The sequence below is a fragment of the Paraburkholderia phenoliruptrix genome (assembly GCF_902859825.1).
GTDB lineage: Bacteria > Pseudomonadota > Gammaproteobacteria > Burkholderiales > Burkholderiaceae > Paraburkholderia > Paraburkholderia phenoliruptrix.
The window spans coordinates 306581-331191 of record NZ_CADIKB010000001.1; the positions used below are offsets into that span (position 1 = coordinate 306581).

Genomic DNA, 24611 nt, shown 5'->3' on the forward strand with positions numbered 1-24611 from the left:
CGCGGGCAGCGGGTATAACCTAACTCGCGGCGTCCGTCGCATGGCGCCATGCAGGTGCATAATCCTTCTTCAGACGATGCATCCGATCCGGGCGATACTCGCCATTGCCGCCAGCCGGGGGAGTTCATCATGCAAGCCAAGAACGAAGAAGCCGTCACGCACTTGCTGAACGATGTCGTCGAGCTTGCACGAGCGCGCTTGCCCGAGCCGGCGTTTCACGTCGTCGAGCCTTTTTTGCGGCACTACTACGATTTCGTCGACGCCGACGACCTGCAAAGCCGCTCCATCCCCGATCTCTACGGCGCCGCGCTGGCGCACTGGCAAACCGCGCAGCGCTTCGTGCCGGGCAAGGAAAGGCTGCGCGTCTATAACCCGATTCTCGAACAGCACGGCTGGCATTCGGACCACACGGTCATCGAAATCGTCAACGACGACATGCCGTTTCTGGTCGATTCCGTCTCGATGGCGGTGAACCGCCAGGGGCTCGCGCTGCATTCGGTCGTGCATCCGGTGTTTCGCATCTGGCGCGGTCCCGACGGCGACATCGTGCGCGTGACGCAGGGCGCCGAAGAAGCCGCCGACACGCGTTCCCAACTGGCCTCGTTCATCCACTTCGAAGTGGACCGTTGCGGCGACGCGGCAAAGCTCGACGCGCTGCGCGACGACATTGCGCGAGTGCTGCACGACGTGCGCGCCGCGGTGGAAGATTGGCCGAAGCTCGTGGAACTCGCGCGCGTCACGATCAAAGGCATGAAAGCGGGCGAGAGCGGGCCGGATGCCATGGAAGCGCGTGCGTTCCTCGAATGGATGGTGGCCGATCACTTCACCTTTCTCGGCCAGCGCGACTATGAACTGGTGCAGCAGGGCACGGGCTACGGCTTGCGCGCGGTGCCGGGCTCGGGGCTCGGCATCATGCGCGACGAGCTGCGCCCGCTGACGGCCGGCGCGGCGACTGCCGAGGTGACGATGTTGCCGCCCGCAGCGGCCGAAATCATCTCCAGCGCGTCGCCGATCTTCCTGACCAAGGCCAACTCGCGCGCGACCGTGCACCGGCCGGGCTATCTGGATTACGTCGGCATCAAGCTGACGGGCGCCGACGGCAAGGTGATCGGCGAGCGGCGCTTCATCGGGCTCTACACGTCCACCGCGTATTTCGTGTCCGCTGCCGAGATCCCTATCGTTCGGCGCAAATGCGCCAATATCGTGAGAAGAGCGGGATTCTTGCCGAAAGGTCATCTTGCGAAATCGCTCGTCACGGTGCTCGAAACCTATCCGCGCGACGAGCTTTTCCAGGCCGACGAAAACCAGCTCTACGATATCGCGCTCGGCGTGCTGCGTTTGCAGGAACATCAGCGCACGCGGCTCTTCGTGCGGCGTGACCGGTTTGACCGCTTCGTGTCGTGCCTTGTGTTCGTGCCGCGCGACAAGTACAACACCGATCTGCGCCAGCGTATTGCGAACCTGCTCGCCGATGCGTTCAACGGGGAAAGCGTCGAATTCACGCCGCTGCTGTCCGAGTCGACGCTCGCGCGCATTCATTTCGTTGTCCATGCGAAGCCGGGCGGCATGCCCCACGTCGACACGCGCGAACTGGAAGCGCGCCTCGTGCAGGTGGCGCGCCGCTGGCAGGACGATCTCGCCGATGCGCTGCTCGACGCGTTCGGCGAGGAGCAGGGCAACCGCCTGCTGCAACACTATGCGGATTCGTTTCCGGCCGGCTATCGCGACGACTATGCCGCACGCACGGCGGTGCGCGACATCGAACTGATCGAGCGCGTGCAGGGCAGCGAGCGGCTCGCGATGAACCTGTACCGTCCCATCGAAGCCGGGCCGCGCGCATTCCGCTTCAAGGTGTATCGCGCGGGTATGCCGATTGCGCTCTCGCGCAGTTTGCCGATGCTCGAACACCTCGGCGTGCGGGTGGATGAAGAGCGGCCCTATCTGATCGAGGCAGTGGGCGCGACGCCCGCATGGATTCACGACTTCGGCCTTGAACTGGCCGACGACGCCGAGTTCGACATCGAGCGCGTGAAGGATCTTTTCGAAGACGCGTTCGCCCAGGTGTGGACCGGCGCGATAGAAAGCGACGACTTCAACCGCCTCGTGCTGCGCGCGCAACTCAGTGCGCGCGAGGTGACGATATTGCGCGCGTATGCGAAGTATCTGCGGCAGGTGGGCTCGACTTTCAGCGACGCGTACATCGAGCGCGCGGTGACCGGCAATCCGGCGATTGCGCGCATGCTGGTGCAGCTGTTTATCGCGCGTTTCGATCCGACGCTTGCCGGCACGCGCGAAACGCGCGTCGACAGCTTGCAGAAGACCATAGACAGCGCGCTCGATCAGGTGCCGAATCTCGACGAGGACCGCATACTGCGGCAGTTTCTCGGCGTCATCAAGGCGACGCAGCGCACCAACTACTATCTGTTCGACGCCCAAGGCAAGCCCAAACCGTACCTGTCGTTCAAGTTCAATCCCGCGCAGGTGCCCGGATTGCCCGAGCCCAAGCCGATGTTCGAGATATGGGTCTATTCGCCGCGCGTGGAAGGCGTGCATTTGCGCGGCGGACGCGTGGCGCGCGGCGGTTTGCGCTGGTCGGACCGTCGCGAGGATTTCCGCACCGAAGTGCTCGGCCTCATGAAGGCGCAAATGGTGAAGAACGTCGTGATCGTGCCGGTCGGCTCGAAGGGCGGCTTCGTCGTGAAGAACCCACCGCCGCCAAGCGAACGCGATGCGTGGATGCGCGAAGGCATTGCGTGCTATCAGACCTTCCTGCGCGGCCTGCTCGATCTGACCGACAACCTGGCGGGCACGACCGTCGTGCCGCCGCGCGACGTGGTGCGCCACGATCCCGACGACCCGTATCTGGTCGTCGCCGCCGACAAGGGCACGGCCACCTTCTCCGACTACGCGAATGCGATCTCGCAGGAATACGGTTTCTGGCTCGATGACGCCTTCGCGTCCGGCGGCTCGGTCGGTTACGACCACAAGAAAATGGCGATCACCGCGCGCGGGGCGTGGGAGTCGGTGAAGCGGCACTTCCGCGAAATGGGCGTCGATACGCAGACCATGGACTTCACCGTGGTCGGCATCGGCGACATGTCCGGCGACGTGTTCGGCAACGGCATGCTGCTCTCGCCGCATATCCGCCTCGTGGCCGCGTTCGATCATCGGCATATCTTTCTCGACCCGAATCCCGACCCGGCAACCAGTCTTGCCGAGCGCGGACGGCTCTTTCTCCTCGACCGCTCGAGCTGGGCCGACTATGATCCTTCGCTGATTTCAGCCGGCGGCGGGGTGTTTCCGCGCACGGCGAAAACCATACCGCTGTCGCCTTCGGTGCAGTCGGTGCTCGGCATCAGCGCGGCGACGCTCTCGCCCGCCGAACTGATGCGCGCAATTCTGCAGGCGCCCGTCGATCTGCTCTACAACGGCGGCATCGGCACCTATGTGAAGGCGACGCGCGAAACGCATCTGCAAGTGGGCGACCGCGCGAACGACGCGATCCGCGTGAACGGTGCGGACCTGCGCTGCAAGGTCGTCGCTGAAGGCGGCAATCTCGGGCTCACGCAACTGGGCCGCATCGAGTTCGCGCAGCGCGGCGGCCGCATCAATACCGATGCAATCGACAACTCGGCGGGTGTGGACTGCTCGGATCATGAGGTCAACATCAAGATTCTGCTCGGCCTCGTCGTGGCCGACGGCGAGATGACCGACAAGCAGCGCAATGCGCTTCTCGCCGAAATGACCGATGAAGTCGGCCTGCTCGTGCTGCAGGACAACTATTACCAGACGCAGGCGCTCTCCATTGCGGGCCGTTATGGCGTCGACTTGCTCGACGCCGAAGCGCGCCTCATGCGCTATCTGGAACGTGCTGGGCGCCTGAATCGCACGATCGAATTCTTGCCGACCGACGACGAAGTGGCCGAGCGCCAGGCCGCGAAACAGGGGCTCACCACGCCGGAGCGCGCGGTGCTGCTCGCGTACAGCAAGATGTGGCTGTACGACGCGCTGCTCGATTCGTCGGTGCCCGAAGATCCGCTCGTCAGCGAGATGCTGATCGACTATTTTCCGAAGCCGTTGCGCCAGCGCTTCAGCGAGCCGATGCAGCGCCATCCGCTGCGCCGCGAAATCCTCGCCACGCATCTGACCAATGCACTGGTGAACCGCGTCGGCTGCGAGTTCGTGCATCGGCTGATGGAGGAAACCGACGCGCGGCCCGGCGACATCGTGCGCGCGTGCATCATGGCACGCGACGTGTTCGATCTGGACGACGTGTGGCGCAGCATCGACGCGCTCGACAACCGCGTCGCCGACGATGTGCAGGCGCGCATGTTCGTCGAAGTCGCGCGGCTCGTCGAACGTTCGGCGCTGTGGTTCCTGCGGCATCTCTCTTCACCGGCGGTGAAGAGCGACGACGTGACGGGTCTGCTCGCGCGTTGCCGCGACGCCGCGGTGCGGCTCGCGCCGCAATGGCCGGCGCTATTGCCGGCCGCGGATCTGGAAGCGCTCTCCGAGCGCCAGCGCGTGCTGGTGGACGCGGGCGTCGACAGCGACCTGGCGGTGCGCATAGCGAGCGGCGAGATTTCGGCAGCGCTCCTCGACATTGCTGAAGTCGCGTCGACCTGCGAGCGCAAGCTCGAACTGGTGGCGGGCGTCTATTTCGCGCTCGGCACGCTGCTCAATTACCACTGGATCAGCGAACGCGCGGCCGCGCTGCCGGCGCCGTCGCACTGGGACATGCTGGCGCGGGCGTCCGCGCTGGCCGAACTCGCGCGCCTCAAACGCGCGCTGACAATGAGCGCGCTTGCCGGCGCCGACGACGCGGCCACGCCGGATGCGCTGGTGCAGGCATGGCGCGACAAGCGGGCCGCACAAATCGAGCGCTATGCGCGGCTCCTCGCAGACCTGCGTGCCACCGGCGGCGCGAGTCTGTCGATGCTGTTGGTGATCGTGCGCGAGATGGCCGCGCTGGAGAGGGCATGAGCGTTGCGTGGGGCAGAGCGTAAGAGAAATACACGCAGTCCGGGCGCGCGGCGCATGCTCGCCGCGCGCCGCTGTTGAACCGTGCTGCGAAGCATGGCCATAATGCGGATTCCCGGCCGTTGAAAGCCTTTTGCAAATCGACTCACGCCCTCCACGACGATGAAAGAAGAATCGCCGAAAGCCATTATTTATGCGCTCGCCGCCAACCTCGGCATTGCCGTCTGCAAGTTTGCCGCCGCTTCGTTCACCGGCTCCGGCTCGATGTTTGCCGAAGCCATCCACTCCACCGCCGACTGCGGCAATCAATTGCTGCTGCTATTCGGTCTGCGTCAGGCGCGCCGGCCGGCAAGCCCGTTGCATCCGATGGGCGGCGGCCGCGAGATCAACTTCTATTCGCTGCTGGTGGCGTTGCTGCTGTTTTTCGTGGGCGGCGCGTTTTCTGTCTACGAAGGCGTGCATCGGTTGATCGCGCGCGAGCCGTTGCAATATGCATATGTCGCGCTTGTCGTGCTCGGCGTTTCGGTGGTGCTCGAATCGCTTTCGCTGTGGGGGGCGGTGAAGGAAATCCGCCGCGTGCATCCGGACAAAAGCATGTGGCGCTGGTTCAGGGAAACGCGCGAGTCCGAACTGCTGGTGGTGGCCGGCGAAGACATTGCGGCCCTGATGGGGCTCGCCATGGCCTTCACAGCCGTGCTGCTGACGCTCGTGACCGGCAATCCTGTCTATGACGCGTTGGGCTCGATCGCGGTCGGGTTGCTGCTCATGGTGATTGCGTGGCTGGTGGCGCGCGAGGTGAAGTCGATGATCGTCGGCGAATCGGCCAGCCCCGAGGTGCGCCGCGCCATTGAAGCGCATTTGCGCGCCCGCAGCGAAATTCGCAGCGTCATCAATATGATTACGCTGCAATGGGGACGTCATGTGGTGGTGGCGGTGCAGGCCGAAATGATCGACTACGCAAGCGGCCGCGCGATGGTCGCCGCGATCAATATCATCGAGGCGGATTTGCAGGCCGCGTTTCCGCAGGTGCGCTGGGTGTTTTTCGAACCGGACGTGCCGCGCGTCTGACGGTCTTTTTCCGGTGGATGCCGCTCGCGCGGCGCTTCGCGCGCGTGGCGGCGTTCACGCGTCGTCTGGTGGACAATAATTTCGTCGCATCTATACTTCTTCCGGCTTGAAGCGGCTCTCTCCCCAACTGCATGACAAGCAAAAGGAAGATTACGATGCTGACTCGCACATTCGGCGCGCTTTCCGTTATTGCACTCGCGGCATGCGCAGCCTTTACTTCCGGACCTGCCAGCGCGGACGACAGCGACGGGTTCTCGCACGACGACGGTGCTTCCCGCGGGCGGCCCGTCAAGGTCATGATCATCTCGATGTTCGGTCCCGAGGGCCAGGTCTGGCTCGATAAGCTCGGGCCGTGGCGCGATATTCCAGTGGACGGCCTGTCGCCCGATTACCCCGCGGTGCATTGCAACCGCCAGGACGTGTGCGTGATGACGACCGGCATGGGGCACAGCAATGCCGCGGCGTCCATCATGGCCTTGACGTTCTCGCCGCGTTTCGATTTGCGGCATACCTACTTCATGGTGGCGGGCATTGCCGGCATCGACCCGCAGCAGGGCACGGTCGGTTCGGCGGCGTGGGCGAAGTATCTCGTCGATTTCGGCATTCAATGGGAGATCGACGGGCGCGAAATTCCGGCCGGCTGGAACACCGGCTACCTCGGGATCAACACGAAAAGCCCCACGGAAAAGCCGCCGCTCGATTACCGGACTGAAGTATTCCAGCTGAATACGCAGCTTGCCGATACCGCATTCGCGTTATCGCGCAACGTGGTGCTGTCCGACAATGCGCAGGCGCAGGCCGCGCGCGCCAAATATTCGTACGCGCCGGCCAACCGGCCGCCCACTGTCATTCAATGCGATACGCTCGCCGGCGACACGTGGTGGTCGGGCACGCTGCTCGGGCAACGCGCGCGCGACTGGACAAAGATCCTGACCGACGGCAAGGGCGTTTATTGCACGACGCAGCAGGAAGACAACGCCACCTATGAAGCACTCAAGCGCGCGGCTTCCGTTCACAAGGTGGATCTGAACCGCGTGGCCGTCTTGCGCGCGGGCTCGGATTTCGACCGCCCTTATGACGGTCAGACGAGCGCCGACAATCTGTTGAATTACGCCGCGCAAGGCGGCTTTACGATTGCGCTGGAGAACCTGTATCGCTCGGGCAATCCGCTCGTGCAGGACATTGTCACGCATTGGAGCGACTGGCGCGAAGGCGTTCCCAAACGCTAAAAAACGCATTGCAAAGGGCCGCTACACGCGGCCCTTGTTGCAAGTGCACCGCGCATTAGCGTTGCGGTGCGCGATACGGTGTCCAGACGGCGGCGTCTGTATCCCAGTGGTCGAGTTCCGATGGTGTCATGATGTACTCCTTTTCCGATGGGTCTGTTATGTCCGCCGCGCGCAAGGTTCCGCTTGTAATTTGCTACGGAACCCTAACCGAAGCGGCGCGTTTATCGCGAACGCAAGGTTATTGCCCGTTGGCGACGCGCGTCACTTCGCCGTTCGCACCCTCTTGCAGCGCGATGCGTGCAGCCTGCGTCTGTCCGATGAGGCCTTTGTTCGGGTACGTCGTGCGATTAAGAGAGGGCAGCGAACCGTCACGATAGGCGGCGACCAGTTCGGCCTGCACTTCCGCGCGCGTTTTTCCACTCGCCGTCGCGGCAGGTTGGGTCTGATAACTGCCGGCGTGGCCGATGCCATTGCTTTGTGCGAATACCGGTGCGCTCGCGAGCAGCGAGAGAGCGAGACCTGCGAGAAGATTGCGTTTCATGATTCACTCCTGTCGATTCGTTTGCAGCACGAGCGGTGCTGCGACAGGGTGAAATGTAGACTTCGAGGGCGCGCCGATAAATTGCGGTTTCGCGAAATGAATTGTCGCAATTCCAGAACAATCGCCCGGAGAGCCTGATAAACACAGGCACAAAGAACAACCGCGGCATTGGCGCCGCGGTTGGAATTCACTGTTTCACTATTTGCACTTCAACTGGGTTAACTCACGGGTCCCATCACGCGACCCACTCCGACACGACGGGTGTGTCGAGTGCGGGAGCGGATTCGAGTTCTTCGAATGTGCGCTTCGAGCAAGCAGTGTCGAGCGTGCTGCGGCCGCTCAGCAATGGGCAGCGGTCGAATACTTCGGCAATCCAGTCTACGAAAACACGGACTTTAGGCGACAGATGCCGACTGTGCGGATAGACTGCCGAAATAGGCATTGGCAAGGGCTTTAACTCGGGCAGTACTTCAACGAGCTGGCCGGAACGCAAATGCGGCAGCACCATGAACAGCGCCGGCTGAATCAGGCCAAAACCTTCCAGCCCGCAGGTCACGTAGGCATCGGCGTCGTTCACCGACACGATGCTCTTCATTTTTACTTCAACCTCTTTACCATCAACCAGGAATGCCCAATCGATCGTGCGTCCCGTGCGACTCGAGAAGTAATTGACTGCTTTGTGATTGTCCAGGTCCTCGAGCGAAGTCGGCATGCCGGCCCGCTGAATGTATTCGGGAGCCGCGCACGTCACGCCTTCAAAAAGGCCAATGCGTCGCGCTACCAATGAGGAATCCTGCAGCGCGCCGACGCGCACCACGCAATCCACGCCTTCCTGCAGCAGGTCGACCGGCCGGTCGGACAAGCCGAGCTGCAGATCGATGTCCGGATAGCGCTTATGGAATTCACATAGCTGCGGAATCACCAGCAAGCGGCCAATCGAGCCGGGCATGTCGATGCGCAGCTTGCCGTGCGGTTTTTTGTTGCCGCTCTGAAAACTGGCCTCGGTCTCTTCCACGTCCGCGAGGATGCGCACGCAGCGTTCGTAGTACGCCGCGCCGTCCGGCGTGAGCGACAGGCGCCGCGTGGTGCGGTGCATGAGCCGCGTACCGAGGAACGCTTCGAGGTTCTGAATGATGGTGGTAACCGAGGCACGCGGCAGATCGAGCGTTTCAGCCGCGCGGGTAAAGCTGTTGGTGTCGACGACACGCGTGAACACTTGCATGGCCTGAAGCCGGTCCATTGCAAACCTCCAGAAGGGGCAGGCGTACTGAGCAGGATTCGAATCCACCGGGCAATCGGAGTGATTGTTCAGAGGCGCCGAATTGTGTTGCCGGATTATAGGCATTTATTTACGAGTCTGCCGAACCCACAATTCGCACCATTGAAGTTCTTTGCGCATTGCGCGGCTCGACATGGATGCATTCAAACCGCCGTACTCTTTTGTGCCTGCCGGCGTTGCGCCGGCCGAGGCCGACAGCACGGCGCTGGAAGTCACGGACGTACAGATAGAAGGACACGCACAGGACATCACATTGCGTTTGTACCGTCAGCCGAAGAAAACCGCACTGCCGGTATTGATTTACTTTCACGGCGGCGGCTTTACGAAGGGGTCGATCGAGCAGGCCGATTTTGCGTCGCGCTATTTCGCGGAGCATTTACCTGCATTGGTGGTGTCGGTGGGTTACTCGCTCGCGCCGGCGTTTCCATTTCCCGCTGCGCCGGAAGACGCGCACCGCGCGGCGCTGTGGGTGCAGACGCGGGCGCGTGCATTTGGCGGCAATAGCAGGAAAGTTGGCGTGGCCGGCCACGATGCGGGCGGCCAGTTGGCCAATTGCCTTGCCTTTATCGCGCGCGATCGCGGCGACGTGCAGATCGCCGCCCAGGCGTTGTTCGGGCCGATGCTGGACCCGAGTCTCACGCGCCTTGGCGATGAAAAGCGCCTCGGCTCGGACATCACGGCAAGAGAATGCGCGGCCTGTTATCGCGCGTATCTGCCGCAGGCGTCGCAGCGCATGCACCCGTATGCGGCGCCGCTCGAGTCGTCGCGGCTCGCGGGCCTGCCGGCCACGCTGATCGCGACGGCGCAAAACGACGTGCTGCACGTCGAGGCGGAGAAGTACGCGAGCAGCCTCATCGACGCGGGTGTGCTGACCCAGGTGGTCCGCTATCCGGCGGTCTCGCATGCGGCGCTCGCCGATCATCCGCCCGCCTTGCAGGAGGCAGTGCGATTTTTTCAGTGGCGCTTCGATGCGCGCGCCCATCGGTAAATGCGGCGCTGAACCAGAAACGAGCAGAACTTTAATTAACAATACCGGGAGCTACACATGACTATCCTTCCTCTTTCCCGTCGCCGCGTGGCGGTTGCCGCGCTCGCCGTGATCGTCCTTGCCGGCCTCGGCACCTTCGGCGCCATTCGCGTGGACGCAAGCTCGCCTGCCGCGCCGACCATCGTGCCTGAAGTGGATGTCGCCACGGTGGTGCAAAAGACGATTACCGACTGGCAAAGCTATTCCGGCCGTCTCGAAGCGGTGGAAAAAGTGGACGTCCGTCCGCAGGTGTCCGGCACCATTGTGTCCGTTAACTTCAAGGACGGCGCGCTCGTGAAGAAGGGCGACACGCTGTTCGTGATCGACCCGCGTCCGTACGCGGCTGAAGTGGACCGTGCCGAAGCGCAGCTCGCGGCCGCGCAGGCGCGTACCGGCTACACGCAAAGCGACTGGGAGCGCGCGCAACGCCTGATCGCCGACAACGCCATCGCCAAGCGCGACTACGACGAGAAGCAGAACGCCGCGCGCGAAGCGAGCGCGAACCTGAAGGCCGCGCAAGCCGCGCTCGAAACCGCGCGCATCAATCTCGGCTACACGAAGATCGTGGCGCCGGTGTCGGGCCGCGTGTCGCGCGCCGAGATCACGGTGGGCAACGTGGTGTCGGCGGGTGCAGGTTCGGCGCCGCTCACCACGCTCGTGTCGGTTTCGCCGATCTACGCATCGTTCGACGCCGACGAACAAACGTATCTGCAGTATCTGCGTCGCGCGAAAGACGGCAGCAAGGTGCCGGTCGAACTCGGCCTCGCCGATGAAGCCGGCTACTCGCGCAGCGGCACCATTGAGTCGGTGGACAACCGTCTGGATACGTCCTCGGGCACCATCCGGGTGCGCGCGCGTTTCGACAACCAGGACGGCACGCTCATTCCTGGCCTCTACGCCCGCGTGAAAGTGGGCGGCAGCGAACCGCATCCCGCGCTCCTGATCGACGACGCCGCCGTGGGCACCGACCAGGACAAGAAGTTCGTACTGGTGGTCGACCAGAACAATCATGTCGCCTACCGCGAGATCTCGGTGGGCGACATGCAGGGCAATCTGCGCGTCGTGAAGAGCGGCCTGAAAGCGGGCGACCGCATCGTCGTCAACGGCGTTCAGCGCGTGCGGCCGGGCGACGCGGTGCGCGCGCACATGGTGCCCATGACGACCGATCAGGACCCGAACAGCGCGCCGCTCGCGCAGGCGCGCGCCAAAGCGGACAAGAACTCGTGAGCGTCGCCACCGCGCCATTGAGTGCGCGGCGCATGCTCCAACCGCTTGCTCCAAACATCAAGAGCTTCCAATGAACATATCCAAATTCTTCATCGACAGGCCGATCTTCGCGGGCGTGCTATCGGTATTGGTGCTGCTGGCGGGCGTGATCTCGCTCTTCAAGCTGCCGATCTCCGAGTACCCCGAAGTGGTGCCGCCGTCGGTCGTGGTGCACGCGCAATATCCGGGCGCCAATCCGAAGGTGATCGCGGAAGCGGTCGCTTCGCCGCTCGAAGAGCAGATCAACGGCGTCGAGAACATGCTGTACATGCAGTCGCAGGCCAATAGCGACGGCAATCTCACGCTGACGGTGACCTTCAAGCTCGGCACCAACCCGGACCTCGCCACGCAGCTCGTGCAGAACCGCGTGAATCAGGCGCTGCCGCGTCTGCCGGAAGACGTGCAACGGCTCGGTGTGACGACCATCAAGAGCTCGCCTACGCTCACCATGGTGGTCCACCTGATCTCGCCGAACGATCGATACGACATGACGTATCTGCGCAACTACGCGCTGCTGAACGTGAAGGATCGTCTCGCGCGTATTCAGGGCGTGGGCCAGGTGCAGTTGTGGGGTTCGGGCGACTACGCGATGCGTGTGTGGCTCGATCCGCAGAAGGTCGCGCAACGCGGTCTGACGGCGACCGAAGTGGTTAATGCCATTCGCGAGCAGAACATTCAGGTGGCAGCCGGTGTGATCGGCGCATCGCCTTCGGTGCCGGGCACGCAGTTGCAGTTGTCGGTGAATGCACGTGGCCGTTTGAGGACGGAAGGCGAATTCGGCAACATCATCGTGAAGACTGCGCCCGACGGCGGCGTGACGTATCTGCGCGACATCGCGCGCATTGAACTCGCGGCGTCGGAATACGGCCTGCGTTCGCTGCTCGACAACAAGCCGGCGGTTGCGCTCGCCATCAACCAGGCGCCGGGCGCCAACTCGCTCGCAATTTCCGACGAAGTCCGCTCGGCGATGAAGGAGCTCGCGCAGGACATGCCTGCGGGCGTCGAATACCGCATCGTCTATGACCCGACGCAGTTCGTGCGTTCGAGCATCGAGGCGGTCGTGCATACGCTGCTCGAAGCCATCGCGCTGGTGGTGATCGTCGTGATCGTGTTCCTGCAGACGTGGCGCGCGTCGATCATTCCGTTGATCGCGGTGCCTGTGTCGATTGTGGGGACGTTCTCGCTGCTGCTCGCGTTCGGTTTCTCGATCAATGCGCTCTCGCTGTTCGGCATGGTGCTTGCCATCGGGATCGTGGTGGACGATGCGATCGTCGTGGTGGAGAACGTCGAGCGGAACATCGAAAACGGGTTGAGTGCGCGCGATGCAACGTATAAGGCGATGCAGGAAGTGAGCGGGCCGATTATCGCCATTGCGCTCACGCTCGTCGCCGTGTTCGTGCCGCTCGCGTTCATGACGGGTCTCACCGGCCAGTTCTACAAGCAGTTCGCGATGACCATCGCGATCTCCACGGTGATCTCGGCATTCAATTCGCTGACGCTGTCGCCGGCATTGTCCGCCATGCTGCTGCGCAGCCACGGCGCGAAGGAAGACTTCTTGACGCGTGTGATGAACCGCGTGCTGGGCCGCTTTTTCAAGGGCTTCAACAAGGTGTTCCATCGCGGCTCGCAGGGCTATGGTCGCGGCGTGACGGGCGTGCTGCGCCGCAAGGGCGCGATGCTCGCGGTGTACGCCATTCTCGTCGGCGCAACCGTGTTGCTGGCGCGCATCGTGCCGGGCGGCTTCGTGCCCGCGCAGGACAAGGAGTATCTGATTGCGTTCGCGCAACTGCCGAACGGCGCGTCGCTCGATCGCACGGAAAAGGTCATTCGCGACATGAGCGCGATTGCGCTGAAGCAGAAGGGCGTGGAAAGCGCGGTGGCGTTCCCGGGTTTGTCGGTGAACGGCTTCACCAATAGCTCGAGCGCGGGCATCGTGTTCGTCACGCTCAAGCCGTTCAAGGAGCGCGGCGACCGCAAGCTCTCGGCAGGGGCAATTGCGGGCGCATTGAATCAGCAGTATGGCGCGATCAAGGACTCGTTCGTCGCGGTGTTCCCGCCGCCGCCGGTGCTCGGTCTCGGTACGCTCGGCGGCTTCAAGATGCAATTGGAGGATCACGGCGCGCTCGGTTACGCGGAATTGAACAAGGCTGCCGAAGCATTCGTGAAGAAGGCGGCGCAAACGCCTGAACTCGGCCCGACCTTCTCGAGCTACCAGATCAACGTGCCGCAGCTGAACGTGGATCTCGACCGCGTGAAGGCGAAGCAGCTCGGCGTGCCGGTCACGGACGTCTTCAATACGATGCAGATCTATCTCGGCTCGCTGTATGTGAACGACTTCAACCGCTTTGGCCGTGTGTATCAGGTGCGGGTGCAGGCGGATGCGCCGTTCCGTCAACGCGCCGACGACATCCTGCAACTGAAGACGCGCAATTCCGCGGGCGACATGGTGCCGTTGTCGTCGCTCGTCACGGTCACGCCGACGTATGGTCCCGAGATGGTGGTGCGTTACAACGGCTATACAGCGGCCGACATTAACGGTGGACCGGCGCCGGGCTACTCGTCGGGCCAGGCGCAGGCTGCGGCCGAGCGCGTGGCGGCGCAGGTGCTGCCGCGCGGCGTGAAGCTCGAATGGACCGACCTCACGTATCAGCAGATTCTCGCCGGCAATGCGGGCCTGTGGGTATTCCCGATCAGCGTGCTGCTCGTGTTCCTCGTGCTGGCCGCGCTGTATGAAAGCCTGACGTTGCCGCTCGCCGTGATCCTGATCGTGCCGATGAGCGTGCTGTCCGCGCTGGCGGGCGTGTGGCTCACCGGCGGCGACAACAACATCTTCACGCAAATCGGCTTGATGGTGCTGGTGGGGCTGTCCGCGAAGAACGCGATTCTGATCGTCGAGTTCGCTCGCGAGCTGGAGCACGACGGGCACACGCCGCTCTCGGCAGCGATTGAAGCAAGCCGCTTGCGTCTGCGGCCGATTCTGATGACGTCGATCGCATTCATCATGGGTGTCGTGCCGCTCGTACTGTCGACCGGCGCCGGTTCGGAAATGCGTCACGCAATGGGTGTCGCGGTGTTCTTCGGCATGCTGGGCGTGACCCTGTTCGGGCTCATGTTGACGCCGGTGTTCTATGTGGTACTGCGTACGTTGGCAGGCGGGACGATTCACGTCGCGCAAAAGGACGCGCCGCGTATTGGCGCGCCGGTCACAGACGCCTGAGGAGAGAACAACAATGAAACGCGTTGAGATTTTGAGTGGATGGGGCCGTGCGGCAGCCAGCGGTTTGCTGCTTGCGCTCGTCGCCGGGTGCTCGGTGGAGCCCACCTACAAGCGTCCTGAAGTGGATACGCCGGCCGCGTTCAAGGAAGCGCCGGCAGCGGCTTCGGGTGCGTCGGCTGGCGCGGCGGGGGCGGCTCCTTCGGCTCAGGACACCGGCACGTGGAAGACCGCGCAACCCGCCGACGACGCGCATCGCGGGCAATGGTGGAAGATTTTCGGCGACCCGCAACTCGACGCGCTGGAAGAGCAGGCGGCCGCTGCGAATCAGGACCTGAAGGCGGCAGCCGCGCGTGTGCAGCAGGCGCGTGCGGTGACGCGGGCAGCCAGGTCGGACTGGTTCCCCAAGTTCGACGCGGGCTTCGGCCCGACCCGCGAACGCGCGTCGGCGGCCTCGCAATTGCAGCCGGACAGCGTGGGCGGCACGACCGGCACCATCTGGCGCGCACAGGTGGGCGCGTCGTATGAAGCGGATCTGTTCGGACGAGTCGGTTCGAACGTGAACGCGTCGCGCGCTGACGAGCAGCAAAGCGAAGCGCTGTTCCGCTCGGTGCAGTTGTCGTTGCAGGCCGACGTTGCGCAAAACTATTTTCAGTTGCGCGAGCTCGACGCCGACCAGGACCTGTATCGCCGCACGGTGGCGCTGCGTGAGGATACGCTGAAGCTCATCGAGCGTCGTTTCAAGGAAGGCGATATCAGCGAACTCGATGTGTCGCGTGCCCGCAATGAACTCGCGAGCGCGCGCGCCGATGCCGTCGGCGTCGCACGTCAGCGCGCGGCGTCGGAACACAGTCTCGCGATTCTGCTCGGCAAGCCTCCCGCGGAGTTCTCGTTCGCCGAAGCGCCGCTCACGCCGGTCACGGTGCGGGTGCCGCCCGGTTTGCCTTCGGCGTTGCTCGAACGCAGGCCTGACGTATCGGCAGCCGAGCGCGCAATGGCGGCGGCGAACGCGCGCGTGGGTCTCGCGAAATCCGCGTTCTTCCCGAAGCTCGACATTACCGGCGCATTCGGTTATGAATCGGCGACCCTGGGCGATCTCTTCATGTGGTCGAGCCGCGCGTTTATTCTCGGACCGTTGGCCGGAACCGCGTTGACCGTGCCGATCTTCGACGGCGGCCGGCGCAAGGCGAATCTCGCGCAGGCTCGCGCGCGCTACGACGAAGACGTCGCGCAATATCGTCAGCAGGTCCTCGTGGCGTTCCGCGAAGTCGAGGACAACCTGGCCGATCTGCGTTTGCTCGACGACCAGATGCGCGAGCAGAACAATGCGGTGCAGGCGTCGCAGCGCGCCGCGCGGCTGTCGCGCACGCAGTACACGGAGGGCGCGGTGAGCTACCTGGACGTGATCGACGGCGAGCGGCAGGTTTTGAGCACGCAGTTGCAGGCGAGCCACTTGCAGGGCACGCAGGCAGTCGCCACCGTCAACCTGATTCGTGCGCTCGGCGGCGGCTGGGGCGATATGCCGGCGTCGGATACGGCGGTGGGTTCGGCGGCTCCCGGTTCCCCGGCGGCAGCGCCTGCTTCTGCGGCGGCGTCTGCCGAACAGGTGGCAAAGCGCTAAACGCTGCTATCGCCGCATAGAGTGTGGAAGCACAACCAGATCGCGCCGCAAGCGCGGTCCGGTTTTTTTATGCGGCAAATCTTTTTTCACGCTTTCCTTTGAACAATCGCTTCGTAGACCCGCCGGCACCGTGGCCTCTATGATGATTCGCACTTTGGCACAGGCCGTCGACCAGGCCCGCCGCGAACCTCATCACATTTCCATAAGAGTCCACCATGCGCATTGTTCTTTCTCACGCGCGGCGCTTTTTCCGTGCGCCGGCGTTCGCGCTTTTCAGCGCCTTCGCTCTAGCACTCGCCTTGCCCGCCGTGCCCGCATTGGCAGCGGATGCGCCCACGCTGAAGATCGGCACAGCCACGAGCCCGCAAATCGAAGCACTCAAGATCGCGGTGCGCGAGGCGAAAGAGCAGGGACTGGATGTGAAGGTGATCGAATTCACCGACTGGAATACGCCGAACGCCGCGCTCGCGAACAAGGACATCGACGTCAATTACTTCCAGCACATTCCGTTTCTCGAGAACGCGAAGAAGCAGGGCAGCTATAACTTTGTCGCCATCGCGCCGGGCACGATCATGAAGATCGGTCTGTACTCGAAGAAGATCAAACGCTTTGACGAGCTGAAAGACGGCGCGACCGTGGCGATCGCAAACGATCCCGTGAATGGCGGGCGCGGTTTGTTGCTGTTGCAACGAGCAGGTTTGATCAAGCTGACGCCGGGCATCGACTATCGCGCGACCACGCTCGACATTACCGATAACCCGAAGCATCTGAAGATCATTCAGCTGGAAGCCTCGCAGCTTGCACGTTCGCTTGACGACGTCGACCTTGCGCAAGGCTACCCGAGCTTCATCAAACTCGCCGGCACGACGGACCCAAATAGCGCACTGCTGTTCGACGGCCTGGAGAACAAAAACTATGCGATCCAATGGGTGGTGCGCCCCGAAAGCGTGAACGATCCGCGTATCCGCAAGTTCATCTCGATCTACCAGCATTCGCCGGCCGTGCGCGCGGCGCTCGACAAGGCATTCGGCAATCTCTACGCAGTCGCGTGGTAAGCGGCGGCTTTCGTGCTGAAGGAACGACAGGAGCCAGCTTATGCCGAAGAAAAAGATCCTGCTGAACGCGTTCAACATGAACGCGGTGGGACACATCAATCACGGTTTGTGGACGCATCCGCGAGACCGCTCGGCACATTACACGGACCTCGATTACTGGACGAGTCTTGCGCAAACGCTGGAACGCGGTAAGTTCGACGGCATTTTTCTCGCGGATATAGTCGGCGTATACGACGTGTACGAGGGCGGCCCCGATACGCCCTTGCGCGAAGCCGTGCAGATTCCGATCAACGATCCGGCGCTCATCGTGCCGGCCATGGCGCACGTGACGCGGCATATCGGCTTCGGCGTCACGTCGAATCTGACCTACGAGCCGCCGTATCTGTTCGCGCGCCGCATGTCCACACTCGATCACCTCACAAAGGGCCGCGTCGGTTGGAACATCGTGACGGGTTATCTCGACAGCGCCGCGCGCGGCATGGGTCTCGCGCAGCAGATCAGTCATGACGACCGCTATGATCGCGCCGACGACTACATGGACGTGGTCTACAAGCTGTGGGAGCGGAGCTGGGAAGACGATGCCGTGGTGCGCGACCGCGCGGCGCGTATTTTTACTCAGCCAGGCAAGGTGCATCGCGTGAAGCACGACGGCCCCTATTATTCGCTCGACGCAATTCACCTGAGCGAGCCTTCCCCGCAACGCACGCCCGTTTTGTACCAGGCGGGTTCTTCCAGCCGCGGCGTGGATTTTGCAGCACGTCACGCGGAATGTGTCTTTGTCGGCGGCCAGAACAAGCCGTTGACGCGCTCCATTGTCGAGGACATTCGCGCCCGTGCGGTGAGCTTTGGGCGTGCGCCCGACGACATCAGGATTTTCGCGGGCATCACTGTCGTGGTCGGCGAGACGGAGCGTGCGGCGCAGGAGAAATTCGAAGAATACCGGCGCTATGCGAGTGCCGAAGGCGGCATCGCGCATTTTTCGAGTTCGACCGGTATCGACTTTTCGCAGTACGAACTGGACGAGCCCATCTCGTATGTGAAGACGGAGTCGATGCAATCCGCAGTCGAGGCCATTTCCAAAAAGAGCGTGAGCGGCGTGTGGACCAAGCGCAAGGTGCTGGAGCAGATGACGCTCGGCGGCCGCGCGAAACCGGTGGTCGGCTCGCCGCAGCAAATTGCGGATGAACTCGTGTCGTGGATCGAAGAGACCGGCGTGGACGGTTTCAATCTGACGCGCACGGTCATGCCGGAGTCGTTCGAGGACTTTGTGGATCTGGTTGTGCCCGAGCTGCAAAACCGCGGCGTCTACAAGGAAGATTACGACCCAGCGCCGACGCTGCGCGAGAAGCTGTTCGGCGCCGGCCGCGCGCGTTTGCCGGATGCGCATGCCGGCGCGCGGCATCGTCGTCCGCTGGAAAACGGCGTCAAGCAAATCGTGGAAGCCTGACAGGAGTAAAGCCATGGCCACTCTTTTCGACGTGCCGCAGTTTATTGAGGACGCGCCGTCGCTGACAGTCGATGAGCGTTCGAATGCAGCGCCGACCCAGGCGGCTGTCGTCTTCGATAATGTGGGTAAAGTATTTGCCGGCGCACGCGGCGCTTCGACCGCGGCGCTCGCGGACGTGACGTTGAACGTCGCGCGCGGCGAGGTGTTCGGCATCATCGGCCGCAGCGGCGCGGGCAAGTCGACGCTGCTGCGCCTTGTCAATGGACTCGAAAAACCGAGCTCAGGTGCGGTGACCGTGAACGGCGTGAATGTCGGCGAACTGGACGAACGCGGGCTGGTCGCGCTGCGCCGGCGCATCGGCATGGTATTTCAGCACTTCAACCTGCTGTCGGCGAAGACGGTGCGAGAGAACATTGCATTGCCCCTCAGAATTGCCGGCGTGCCGAAAGCCGCCATCGACAAAAAAGTCGATGCGCTGCTCGAACTCGTCGGGCTGGCGGCGAAGCGCGATGCTTATCCCGCGAGCCTGTCGGGCGGGCAGAAACAGCGTGTGGGCATTGCGCGCGCGCTCGTTACGGACCCAGACATCGTGCTTTGCGACGAGGCCACGTCCGCACTCGATCCCGAAACGACGCAAGCGATTCTCGCTCTGTTGCGCGACATCAACCGGCGCTTGAATCTGACCGTCGTGCTGATTACGCATGAAATGCAGGTGATTCGTGAGGTGTGCGATACGGTCGCCGTGATCGAGCGCGGGCGCGTGGTGGAAACGGGTCCTGTGTGGCGCGTATTCGGCGACCCGCAACACGATGCGACGCGAGCGTTGTTGCGCACCCTGGTGCACGACTTGCCTGCGGATCTTGCCGAGCGCGTGAAGCCGCTCGCCGGGATCGACCAGACCGACGTCCGCGTGCTGCTCGACGTACGCTTCACCGGCGACGCCGAACGCGACCCCGACCTCGCCGCCCTCGCGCGTGCGCTGAGTACCGGGGACAGCAGCGTGAACTTCGTGCATGGCGGCATCGACCGGATTCAGGGACACGCACAAGGGCGCGTCATTGTGTCCGCCGAGGTGCGTGCAAGCGGGCATGCCGCCGTAGCGGCGCAGGTTGCGGCGTTGCTCGACCGCGCGCGCGGCCACGCGAATCAGGTGGAGGTACTGGGCTATGTCTGATCTTTGGCTGTCCGAACTTGTCGGTGCGATACGCGATACGGTGGTGATGGTCGGCGTATCCGCGCTGATCGCGGCGCTCGTCGGCGTTCCGTTGGCGCTCGTGCTGGTCACCACCACGCGCGGCGGCATCTTCGAAAAGCGCGCGGTGAACAGCACGCTCGGCGCGCTCGTCAATGCATTCCGCTCGACGCCGTTCATCATTCTGCTCGTCGCGCTGCTGCCGCTCACGCGTTTGCTGATCGGCACGACCATCGGCGTATGGGCGGCCGTGGTGCCGCTCAGCATTGCCGCGATTCCGTTTCTCGCGCGCGTGGCCGAAGTGAATCTGCGCGAAGTGGACCGAGGCTTGATCGAAGCAGCGCAGGCAATGGGTGCGCTGCGCCGGCACATTATCTGGCATGTGCTGTTGCCCGAGGCGCTGCCCGGCATTGTCGGCGGCTTCACGATTACGGTGGTCGCAATGATCGGCTCTTCCGCGATGGCGGGCGCCGTCGGCGCGGGCGGCCTGGGCGATCTGGCGATCCGCTACGGCTATCAGCGTTTCGACACGACGGTGATGGTTACCGTGATCGTGCTGCTCATTGCCATCGTGACGACGGTGCAGCAGGTGGGCGACCGCTTCGTGCGGCGGCTCGCGCAGCGGGCTTGATGTCGCGCGCTGCGCGCATGATCTGAAATCTCGCGCCGGCCGCCCCGCAGCGTTTTTGCATGACGAATGCCGCGGCTCCTATCGGTCGAGCGCATCACCGCCTATCATGAAACCTGCTGGACGGCGCGAGGTCGCTTCGCATCAGTCGCATCATTCGCGTCAGTCGCATCTGCACCGCTTGTTCGCCCTCAACACCTCACACGTGGATACAGCATGAACGATCCTGGCCACCCCGCGACGCTGCAAAAGCGCGAGGCGCCCGCCGCGCCGGCAGTGCGCGATCTCGCCGCCCTGCTCGAGGCATTGCATGCGAGCGCTGCACAACGCGATCTTGCGGGCGGTCACGCCGCGCAGGAAAAGCAGTGGATCGCCGACGCCGGCTTGCTCACGCTCGCCGTGCCGCGCGAGTTCGGCGGCGAAGGCGCGTCGTGGCCGGACATCTACGAGATCATTCGCAAGATCGCGCAGGTCGACAGCGCGCTTGCGCATCTGCTCGGCTTCACGTTCCTGCAGGAAGTGAGCATCCATGTCTGGGGCAACGCGGAGCAGCGCGAGCGCTACCTGCGCGGCACAGTGAAGGAACGCTGGTGGTGGGGCAATGCGGTGAATCCGCTCGACACGCGTCTCGTTGCAACGGCAACCGGCGACGGCGGCTATCTTCTGAATGGTCAGAAGGGCTTTTGCTCCGGCACGCGCGGCTCGCAGATGATGACGGTTTCCGCGCAAGACCCGCTCTCGGGCAACGCCGTGTTTGCAGCGGTGCCGACCACGCGCGAGGGCATCACCGTCAATGAAGACTGGAATCCGATCGGCCAGCGGCAGACCGACAGCGGCAGCGTGTCTTTCACGCAAGTCCGGGTCGAGCCCGATGAAGTGCTGCAACGCGCCGATACACCGTACGCGAGTTTGCGCACGCTCGTCTCCCAGCAGGTCATGACGAACCTGTTCGTGGGTATCGCGCAAGGCGCACTCGACGAAGCGCGCGCCTACGTCACGCAATACGGCAAACCGTGGCTGAACTCGGGCGTGGCGAAAGCAACCGACGATCCCTATCTGATCCAGCGTTTCGGCGAAATGCGCATTCAGGCGGTGAGTGCGGAGGCGTTGGCGGTGCGCGCCGCGCAGGCGCTCGACGCCGCATGGCGCGAAGGCCCGGCGCTTTCCGCGCAAGCGCGTGCGCATGTGGCGCTCGCCACGTCCGAAGCGAAAATTGTCGCGCACCGTGCGGCGCTCGACGTCAGCGAAAAACTGTTCGACGCCTGCGGCGCGCGCGCCACGCACGGACCGCTGGCGCTCGACCGCTTCTGGCGCAACGCGCGCGTGCACACGCTGCACGATCCACTCGACTATCGCGTGCGCGACGTCGGCCGTTATGCACTGAGCGGGACATTGCCGGAAGTTTCTTTGTACACTTGAGGCGGTCCGCGGCGCAGCCCTCTGCACCGCGCTTTTATTCCCCTCGAGAGACTCCGGATTGCAGTTCAAACTACCGACCACGGCAACGGCGCCCTTTTGCCCATCCGAGGTGCAAGGCACGGTCGCCGTCTCGCAAGGCGCGCCATTCTGGAAGAAGATCCTGCAGTTTGCAGGCCCCGGCCTACTGGTTTCGATCGGCTATATGGACCCGGGCAACTGGGCGACCGACATCGAAGCCGGCTCGCGTTACGGCTACAGCCTGCTGTTCGTCGTCATGCTCGCGAGTCTCGCGGCCATGGCGCTGCAATGTCTGAGTATGCGTCTTGGCACCGTCACCGGGCGCGACCTCGCTGAGTTATCGCGCGCGCGTTATTCGCCGGCCGTCGCGCGATTTCAATGGCTGCTCGCCGAGCTGTCCATCATTGCGTGCGACCTCGCGGAAGTGCTCGGCGGCGCGCTCGCTTTTCATCTGCTCTTCAAATGCTCGCTGACGACAGGCGTGCTGCTCACCGCATTCGATACACTGATCGTGCTCGGCCTGAAGGGAAAAAACTTCCGCGATCTCGAAGCGATCATGCTCGGTCTGATTGCGACCATCGGCGTAGGTTATGTGATCGAGCTGGCCCTGGTGAAGCCGCATTGGCCGGCGGTCGCACAAGGGCTGATGCCGTCGTGGCAGGCGCTCAATTCGCGCGAGCCGTTGTATCTCGCCATCGGCATTCTCGGGGCGACCGTGATGCCGCACAACCTGTATCTGCATTCGTCGATCGTGCAGACGCGCGCGGTCAAGCGCGATGCCGCGAGCATCGGCTCCGCCATCGGCATGTCGCGCCTCGACACGATCGTCTCGCTGCTGCTCGCGCTGATGATCAACATGGCGATCCTGATTCTCGCGGCGGCCGCGTTTCATGCGACCGGCCATACTCAGGTCACCGAAATCGAGGACGCCTACAAACTGCTCGCGCCGATTGTCGGCACCGGTTTCGCAGCGGTGCTGTTCGCCATCACGCTGCTGGCATCGGGGCAAAGCTCGACCTTCACCGGCACGGTGGCGGGCCAGGTGATCATGGAAGGCTTCCTGAAGCTGAAGATTCCGTGCTGGCAGCGGCGCTTCATCACGCGCGCGCTCGCGCTGATTCCCGCGCTGATCGGCGTGCAGATGATGGGCAACGGCGCGGTTGGCAAGCTGCTCGTGGCGAGCCAGGTGGTGTTGAGCCTGCAATTGCCGTTCGCACTGTATCCGCTCATTCGCATGACAGGCGACCGTGCGCTGATGGGCGAGTTCGCGAATACGCTGCTGACCAAGGTAGTCGCGTGGACGCTCTTTGCGGTGATTACCGCGGCGAACCTCTGGCTCGTCGTGCAGACGGTGGGGCTGGTGAGCTAGCGCGCTGACGCTCACGCGCGCACGTCCGGTAGCTGTCGCGCCGTGCAAACAAAAAGTCCGCGCAGACAATGCTCTGCGCGGACTGGGTAATTAAGGCTTCGGTACGACTCGGGCGGACCAGCCCTTATCGTGAATGAGGCGGTCGTCTCTCAGGCGGCTTCGGCGACCTGGGTCGCTTCGATGGCTTCCTGACGAGCCGCTGCGGCCTTCTTTGTCTTGCCGGCGCGCGACGGCGGCTGGCATGCGCCGCACACCACGTTATGCTGCAAATCGTGCTTATGCGCGACGAACTTGCCGGTGCAACGGCAGCACTTCGTCAACTGCAGAATGTCTGCGTCGAAGAAACGCACCAGCGTCCAGGCGCGCGTCAAGTCCAGCACCGGTTCGGTTTCGCTGTGCTTGCAGTGCTCCAGATACAGCCGGTATCCCTTCGTCAGCGCGTCCAGATGCGAGCAGCGCGCTTCGTTCTTGAGGAACAGGTACGTGTTGTAGAACAGCGAAGCGTGAATGTTCGCGAGCCACGTCATGTACCAGTCCGCCGAAAACGGCAGCATGCCCTTGGGCGGCGATACGCCCTTCACCTCGCGATACAGGCGGATCATGCGATCGCGCGAGAGCGTCAGTTCGCTCTCCAGCACCTGCATGCGCGCGCCGAGTTCGATCAGCGCGATGGCGCGAAACACTTCTTGTGCGTCTTCCGTCAGGCTACGCTTTTGCATCGCAGTCACCTCGATCAGGCAAATTGCTCGGCGGGCTGGCCTGCAAGCAGGATGGCCGCGTGAGTCGGTGCAACTGCGGTGTGCTTCGTCGTTTGCGTCAACGCCGACAACATCGAGTGGTCGTTGAAGCGGAAGAAGCACAAAAGCTGGTCGGAAGAGGCCAGCTTGACGATCTGCGCGAGCGACAGCCCGGCAAGCAGATCCGCCAGTTCCGACGACAGGCCCAGCCGGAACATGCCGACCGGTTTGTCCTCACGCAACATGCGTTGCGCGAGCATGATGTACGACAGGTTAATCTCGCGGATTGAGTCCAGCGTCTCGCTGCTACGGTCCATTTTCTCTGTTTCCGAAGCCCCGAATTACTAAGTCGGCTTTTCGCCGTTATGTCTCTTGTGCCTCGCCGAAAACGTTGTCCTTCGGCTACGAGTCGCCCCCTTGATACAGATGGCGACCTTTTGATACATCGCGTTACATTTCGTAACAGCTTGGGACGAATTGTATGAAGGGCAAAACAAGAAATCAATCCCTTCTCAAAAAAA

17 protein-coding genes are annotated in these 24611 nt (G+C 63.2%); 13 read left to right on the forward strand and 4 right to left on the reverse strand.

Translation table 11 applies throughout. From position 1 onward, the window contains the following. Positions 1-129: 129 nt before the first annotated feature. From HV711_RS01450 to HV711_RS01460, 3 genes are all read left to right on the forward strand, one after another. Complete coding sequence (locus HV711_RS01450; protein WP_035480340.1) at positions 130-4983, forward strand: NAD-glutamate dehydrogenase; 4854 nt, start codon at positions 130-132, stop codon at positions 4981-4983. A gap of 159 nt (positions 4984-5142) precedes the next feature. After that, positions 5143-6048 carry a cation diffusion facilitator family transporter gene (locus HV711_RS01455; protein ID WP_035480229.1) on the forward strand — a complete coding sequence of 302 codons (906 nt, stop codon included), beginning with the start codon at positions 5143-5145 and terminating at the stop codon, positions 6046-6048. 155 nt (positions 6049-6203) lie between these two features. Further along, a complete protein-coding gene (locus HV711_RS01460; protein WP_028360724.1) occupies positions 6204-7277 on the forward strand; it encodes a purine-nucleoside phosphorylase in 1074 nt (357 codons plus the stop codon). A 238-nt stretch (positions 7278-7515) separates the two neighbouring features. Here HV711_RS01460 and HV711_RS01465 read toward each other — a convergent pair whose 3' ends face one another. Then, the gene (locus tag HV711_RS01465) at positions 7516-7818 is read right to left on the reverse strand and encodes a DUF4148 domain-containing protein (RefSeq protein WP_028360725.1); all 303 of its coding nucleotides are present in this window, start codon (positions 7816-7818) and stop codon (positions 7516-7518) included. Between the two features lie 235 nt (positions 7819-8053). Continuing rightward, the gene (locus tag HV711_RS01470; protein WP_035480232.1) at positions 8054-9058 is read right to left on the reverse strand and encodes a LysR family transcriptional regulator; all 1005 of its coding nucleotides are present in this window, start codon (positions 9056-9058) and stop codon (positions 8054-8056) included. Positions 9059-9230: 172 nt separating this feature from the next. Here HV711_RS01470 and HV711_RS01475 point away from each other — a divergent pair, with 172 nt between their 5' ends. The 10 genes from HV711_RS01475 (at position 9231) to HV711_RS01520 (ending at position 23353) form a co-directional block, all read left to right on the forward strand. Beyond that, the gene (locus HV711_RS01475) at positions 9231-10085 is read left to right on the forward strand and encodes an alpha/beta hydrolase (protein ID WP_035480341.1); all 855 of its coding nucleotides are present in this window, start codon (positions 9231-9233) and stop codon (positions 10083-10085) included. Positions 10086-10142: 57 nt separating this feature from the next. Further along, entirely contained in the window at positions 10143-11351 is a 1209-nt protein-coding gene (locus HV711_RS01480; protein ID WP_035480234.1) for an efflux RND transporter periplasmic adaptor subunit, read from the forward strand. 70 nt (positions 11352-11421) lie between these two features. Continuing rightward, complete coding sequence (locus tag HV711_RS01485) at positions 11422-14607, forward strand: efflux RND transporter permease subunit (protein WP_035480237.1); 3186 nt, start codon at positions 11422-11424, stop codon at positions 14605-14607. Between the two features lie 13 nt (positions 14608-14620). Beyond that, the gene (locus HV711_RS01490; protein ID WP_035480240.1) at positions 14621-16225 is read left to right on the forward strand and encodes an efflux transporter outer membrane subunit; all 1605 of its coding nucleotides are present in this window, start codon (positions 14621-14623) and stop codon (positions 16223-16225) included. 215 nt (positions 16226-16440) lie between these two features. Continuing rightward, entirely contained in the window at positions 16441-17280 is an 840-nt protein-coding gene (locus tag HV711_RS01495; protein ID WP_035480242.1) for a MetQ/NlpA family ABC transporter substrate-binding protein, read from the forward strand. 40 nt (positions 17281-17320) lie between these two features. Next, the gene (locus HV711_RS01500; protein ID WP_035480245.1) at positions 17321-18727 is read left to right on the forward strand and encodes an LLM class flavin-dependent oxidoreductase; all 1407 of its coding nucleotides are present in this window, start codon (positions 17321-17323) and stop codon (positions 18725-18727) included. A gap of 13 nt (positions 18728-18740) precedes the next feature. After that, positions 18741-19901 carry a methionine ABC transporter ATP-binding protein gene (locus tag HV711_RS01505; protein ID WP_035480248.1) on the forward strand — a complete coding sequence of 387 codons (1161 nt, stop codon included), beginning with the start codon at positions 18741-18743 and terminating at the stop codon, positions 19899-19901. Then, positions 19894-20550: a methionine ABC transporter permease gene (locus HV711_RS01510; protein ID WP_035480251.1), complete on the forward strand. Its 657-nt coding sequence runs from the start codon at positions 19894-19896 to the stop codon at positions 20548-20550. Before HV711_RS01505 ends, HV711_RS01510 begins: the two co-directional genes overlap by 8 nt. Before the next feature lie 213 nt (positions 20551-20763). After that, entirely contained in the window at positions 20764-21966 is a 1203-nt protein-coding gene (locus HV711_RS01515; protein ID WP_013590642.1) for an acyl-CoA dehydrogenase family protein, read from the forward strand. A gap of 58 nt (positions 21967-22024) precedes the next feature. Continuing rightward, complete coding sequence (locus tag HV711_RS01520; protein ID WP_035480253.1) at positions 22025-23353, forward strand: Nramp family divalent metal transporter; 1329 nt, start codon at positions 22025-22027, stop codon at positions 23351-23353. A 149-nt stretch (positions 23354-23502) separates the two neighbouring features. On the opposite strand, the gene flhC is transcribed toward HV711_RS01520, so the two are convergent. Together flhC and flhD are read right to left on the reverse strand one after the other, a co-directional pair. Then, positions 23503-24072: a flagellar transcriptional regulator FlhC gene (flhC, locus tag HV711_RS01525; protein ID WP_013342731.1), complete on the reverse strand. Its 570-nt coding sequence runs from the start codon at positions 24070-24072 to the stop codon at positions 23503-23505. Positions 24073-24086: 14 nt separating this feature from the next. Further along, positions 24087-24407, reverse strand: coding sequence for a flagellar transcriptional regulator FlhD (flhD, locus tag HV711_RS01530; protein ID WP_006052742.1), 321 nt, complete (start codon positions 24405-24407; stop codon positions 24087-24089). Between the last annotated feature and the right edge of the window lie 204 nt (positions 24408-24611).

Bases quoted from the DNA above. Each gene is read 5' to 3' on its own strand.
- HV711_RS01450 (WP_035480340.1), top strand. From the start codon at position 130: ATGCAAGCCAAGAACGAAGAAGCCGTCACGCACTTGCTGAACGATGTC.
- HV711_RS01455 (WP_035480229.1), top strand. From the start codon at position 5,143: ATGAAAGAAGAATCGCCGAAAGCCATTATTTATGCGCTCGCCGCCAAC.
- HV711_RS01460 (WP_028360724.1), top strand. From the start codon at position 6,204: ATGCTGACTCGCACATTCGGCGCGCTTTCCGTTATTGCACTCGCGGCA.
- HV711_RS01465 (WP_028360725.1), bottom strand. From the start codon at position 7,818: ATGAAACGCAATCTTCTCGCAGGTCTCGCTCTCTCGCTGCTCGCGAGC.
- HV711_RS01470 (WP_035480232.1), bottom strand. From the start codon at position 9,058: ATGGACCGGCTTCAGGCCATGCAAGTGTTCACGCGTGTCGTCGACACC.
- HV711_RS01475 (WP_035480341.1), top strand. From the start codon at position 9,231: ATGGATGCATTCAAACCGCCGTACTCTTTTGTGCCTGCCGGCGTTGCG.
- HV711_RS01480 (WP_035480234.1), top strand. From the start codon at position 10,143: ATGACTATCCTTCCTCTTTCCCGTCGCCGCGTGGCGGTTGCCGCGCTC.
- HV711_RS01485 (WP_035480237.1), top strand. From the start codon at position 11,422: ATGAACATATCCAAATTCTTCATCGACAGGCCGATCTTCGCGGGCGTG.
- HV711_RS01490 (WP_035480240.1), top strand. From the start codon at position 14,621: ATGAAACGCGTTGAGATTTTGAGTGGATGGGGCCGTGCGGCAGCCAGC.
- HV711_RS01495 (WP_035480242.1), top strand. From the start codon at position 16,441: ATGCGCATTGTTCTTTCTCACGCGCGGCGCTTTTTCCGTGCGCCGGCG.
- HV711_RS01500 (WP_035480245.1), top strand. From the start codon at position 17,321: ATGCCGAAGAAAAAGATCCTGCTGAACGCGTTCAACATGAACGCGGTG.
- HV711_RS01505 (WP_035480248.1), top strand. From the start codon at position 18,741: ATGGCCACTCTTTTCGACGTGCCGCAGTTTATTGAGGACGCGCCGTCG.
- HV711_RS01510 (WP_035480251.1), top strand. From the start codon at position 19,894: ATGTCTGATCTTTGGCTGTCCGAACTTGTCGGTGCGATACGCGATACG.
- HV711_RS01515 (WP_013590642.1), top strand. From the start codon at position 20,764: ATGAACGATCCTGGCCACCCCGCGACGCTGCAAAAGCGCGAGGCGCCC.
- flhC (WP_013342731.1), bottom strand. From the start codon at position 24,072: ATGCAAAAGCGTAGCCTGACGGAAGACGCACAAGAAGTGTTTCGCGCC.
- flhD (WP_006052742.1), bottom strand. From the start codon at position 24,407: ATGGACCGTAGCAGCGAGACGCTGGACTCAATCCGCGAGATTAACCTG.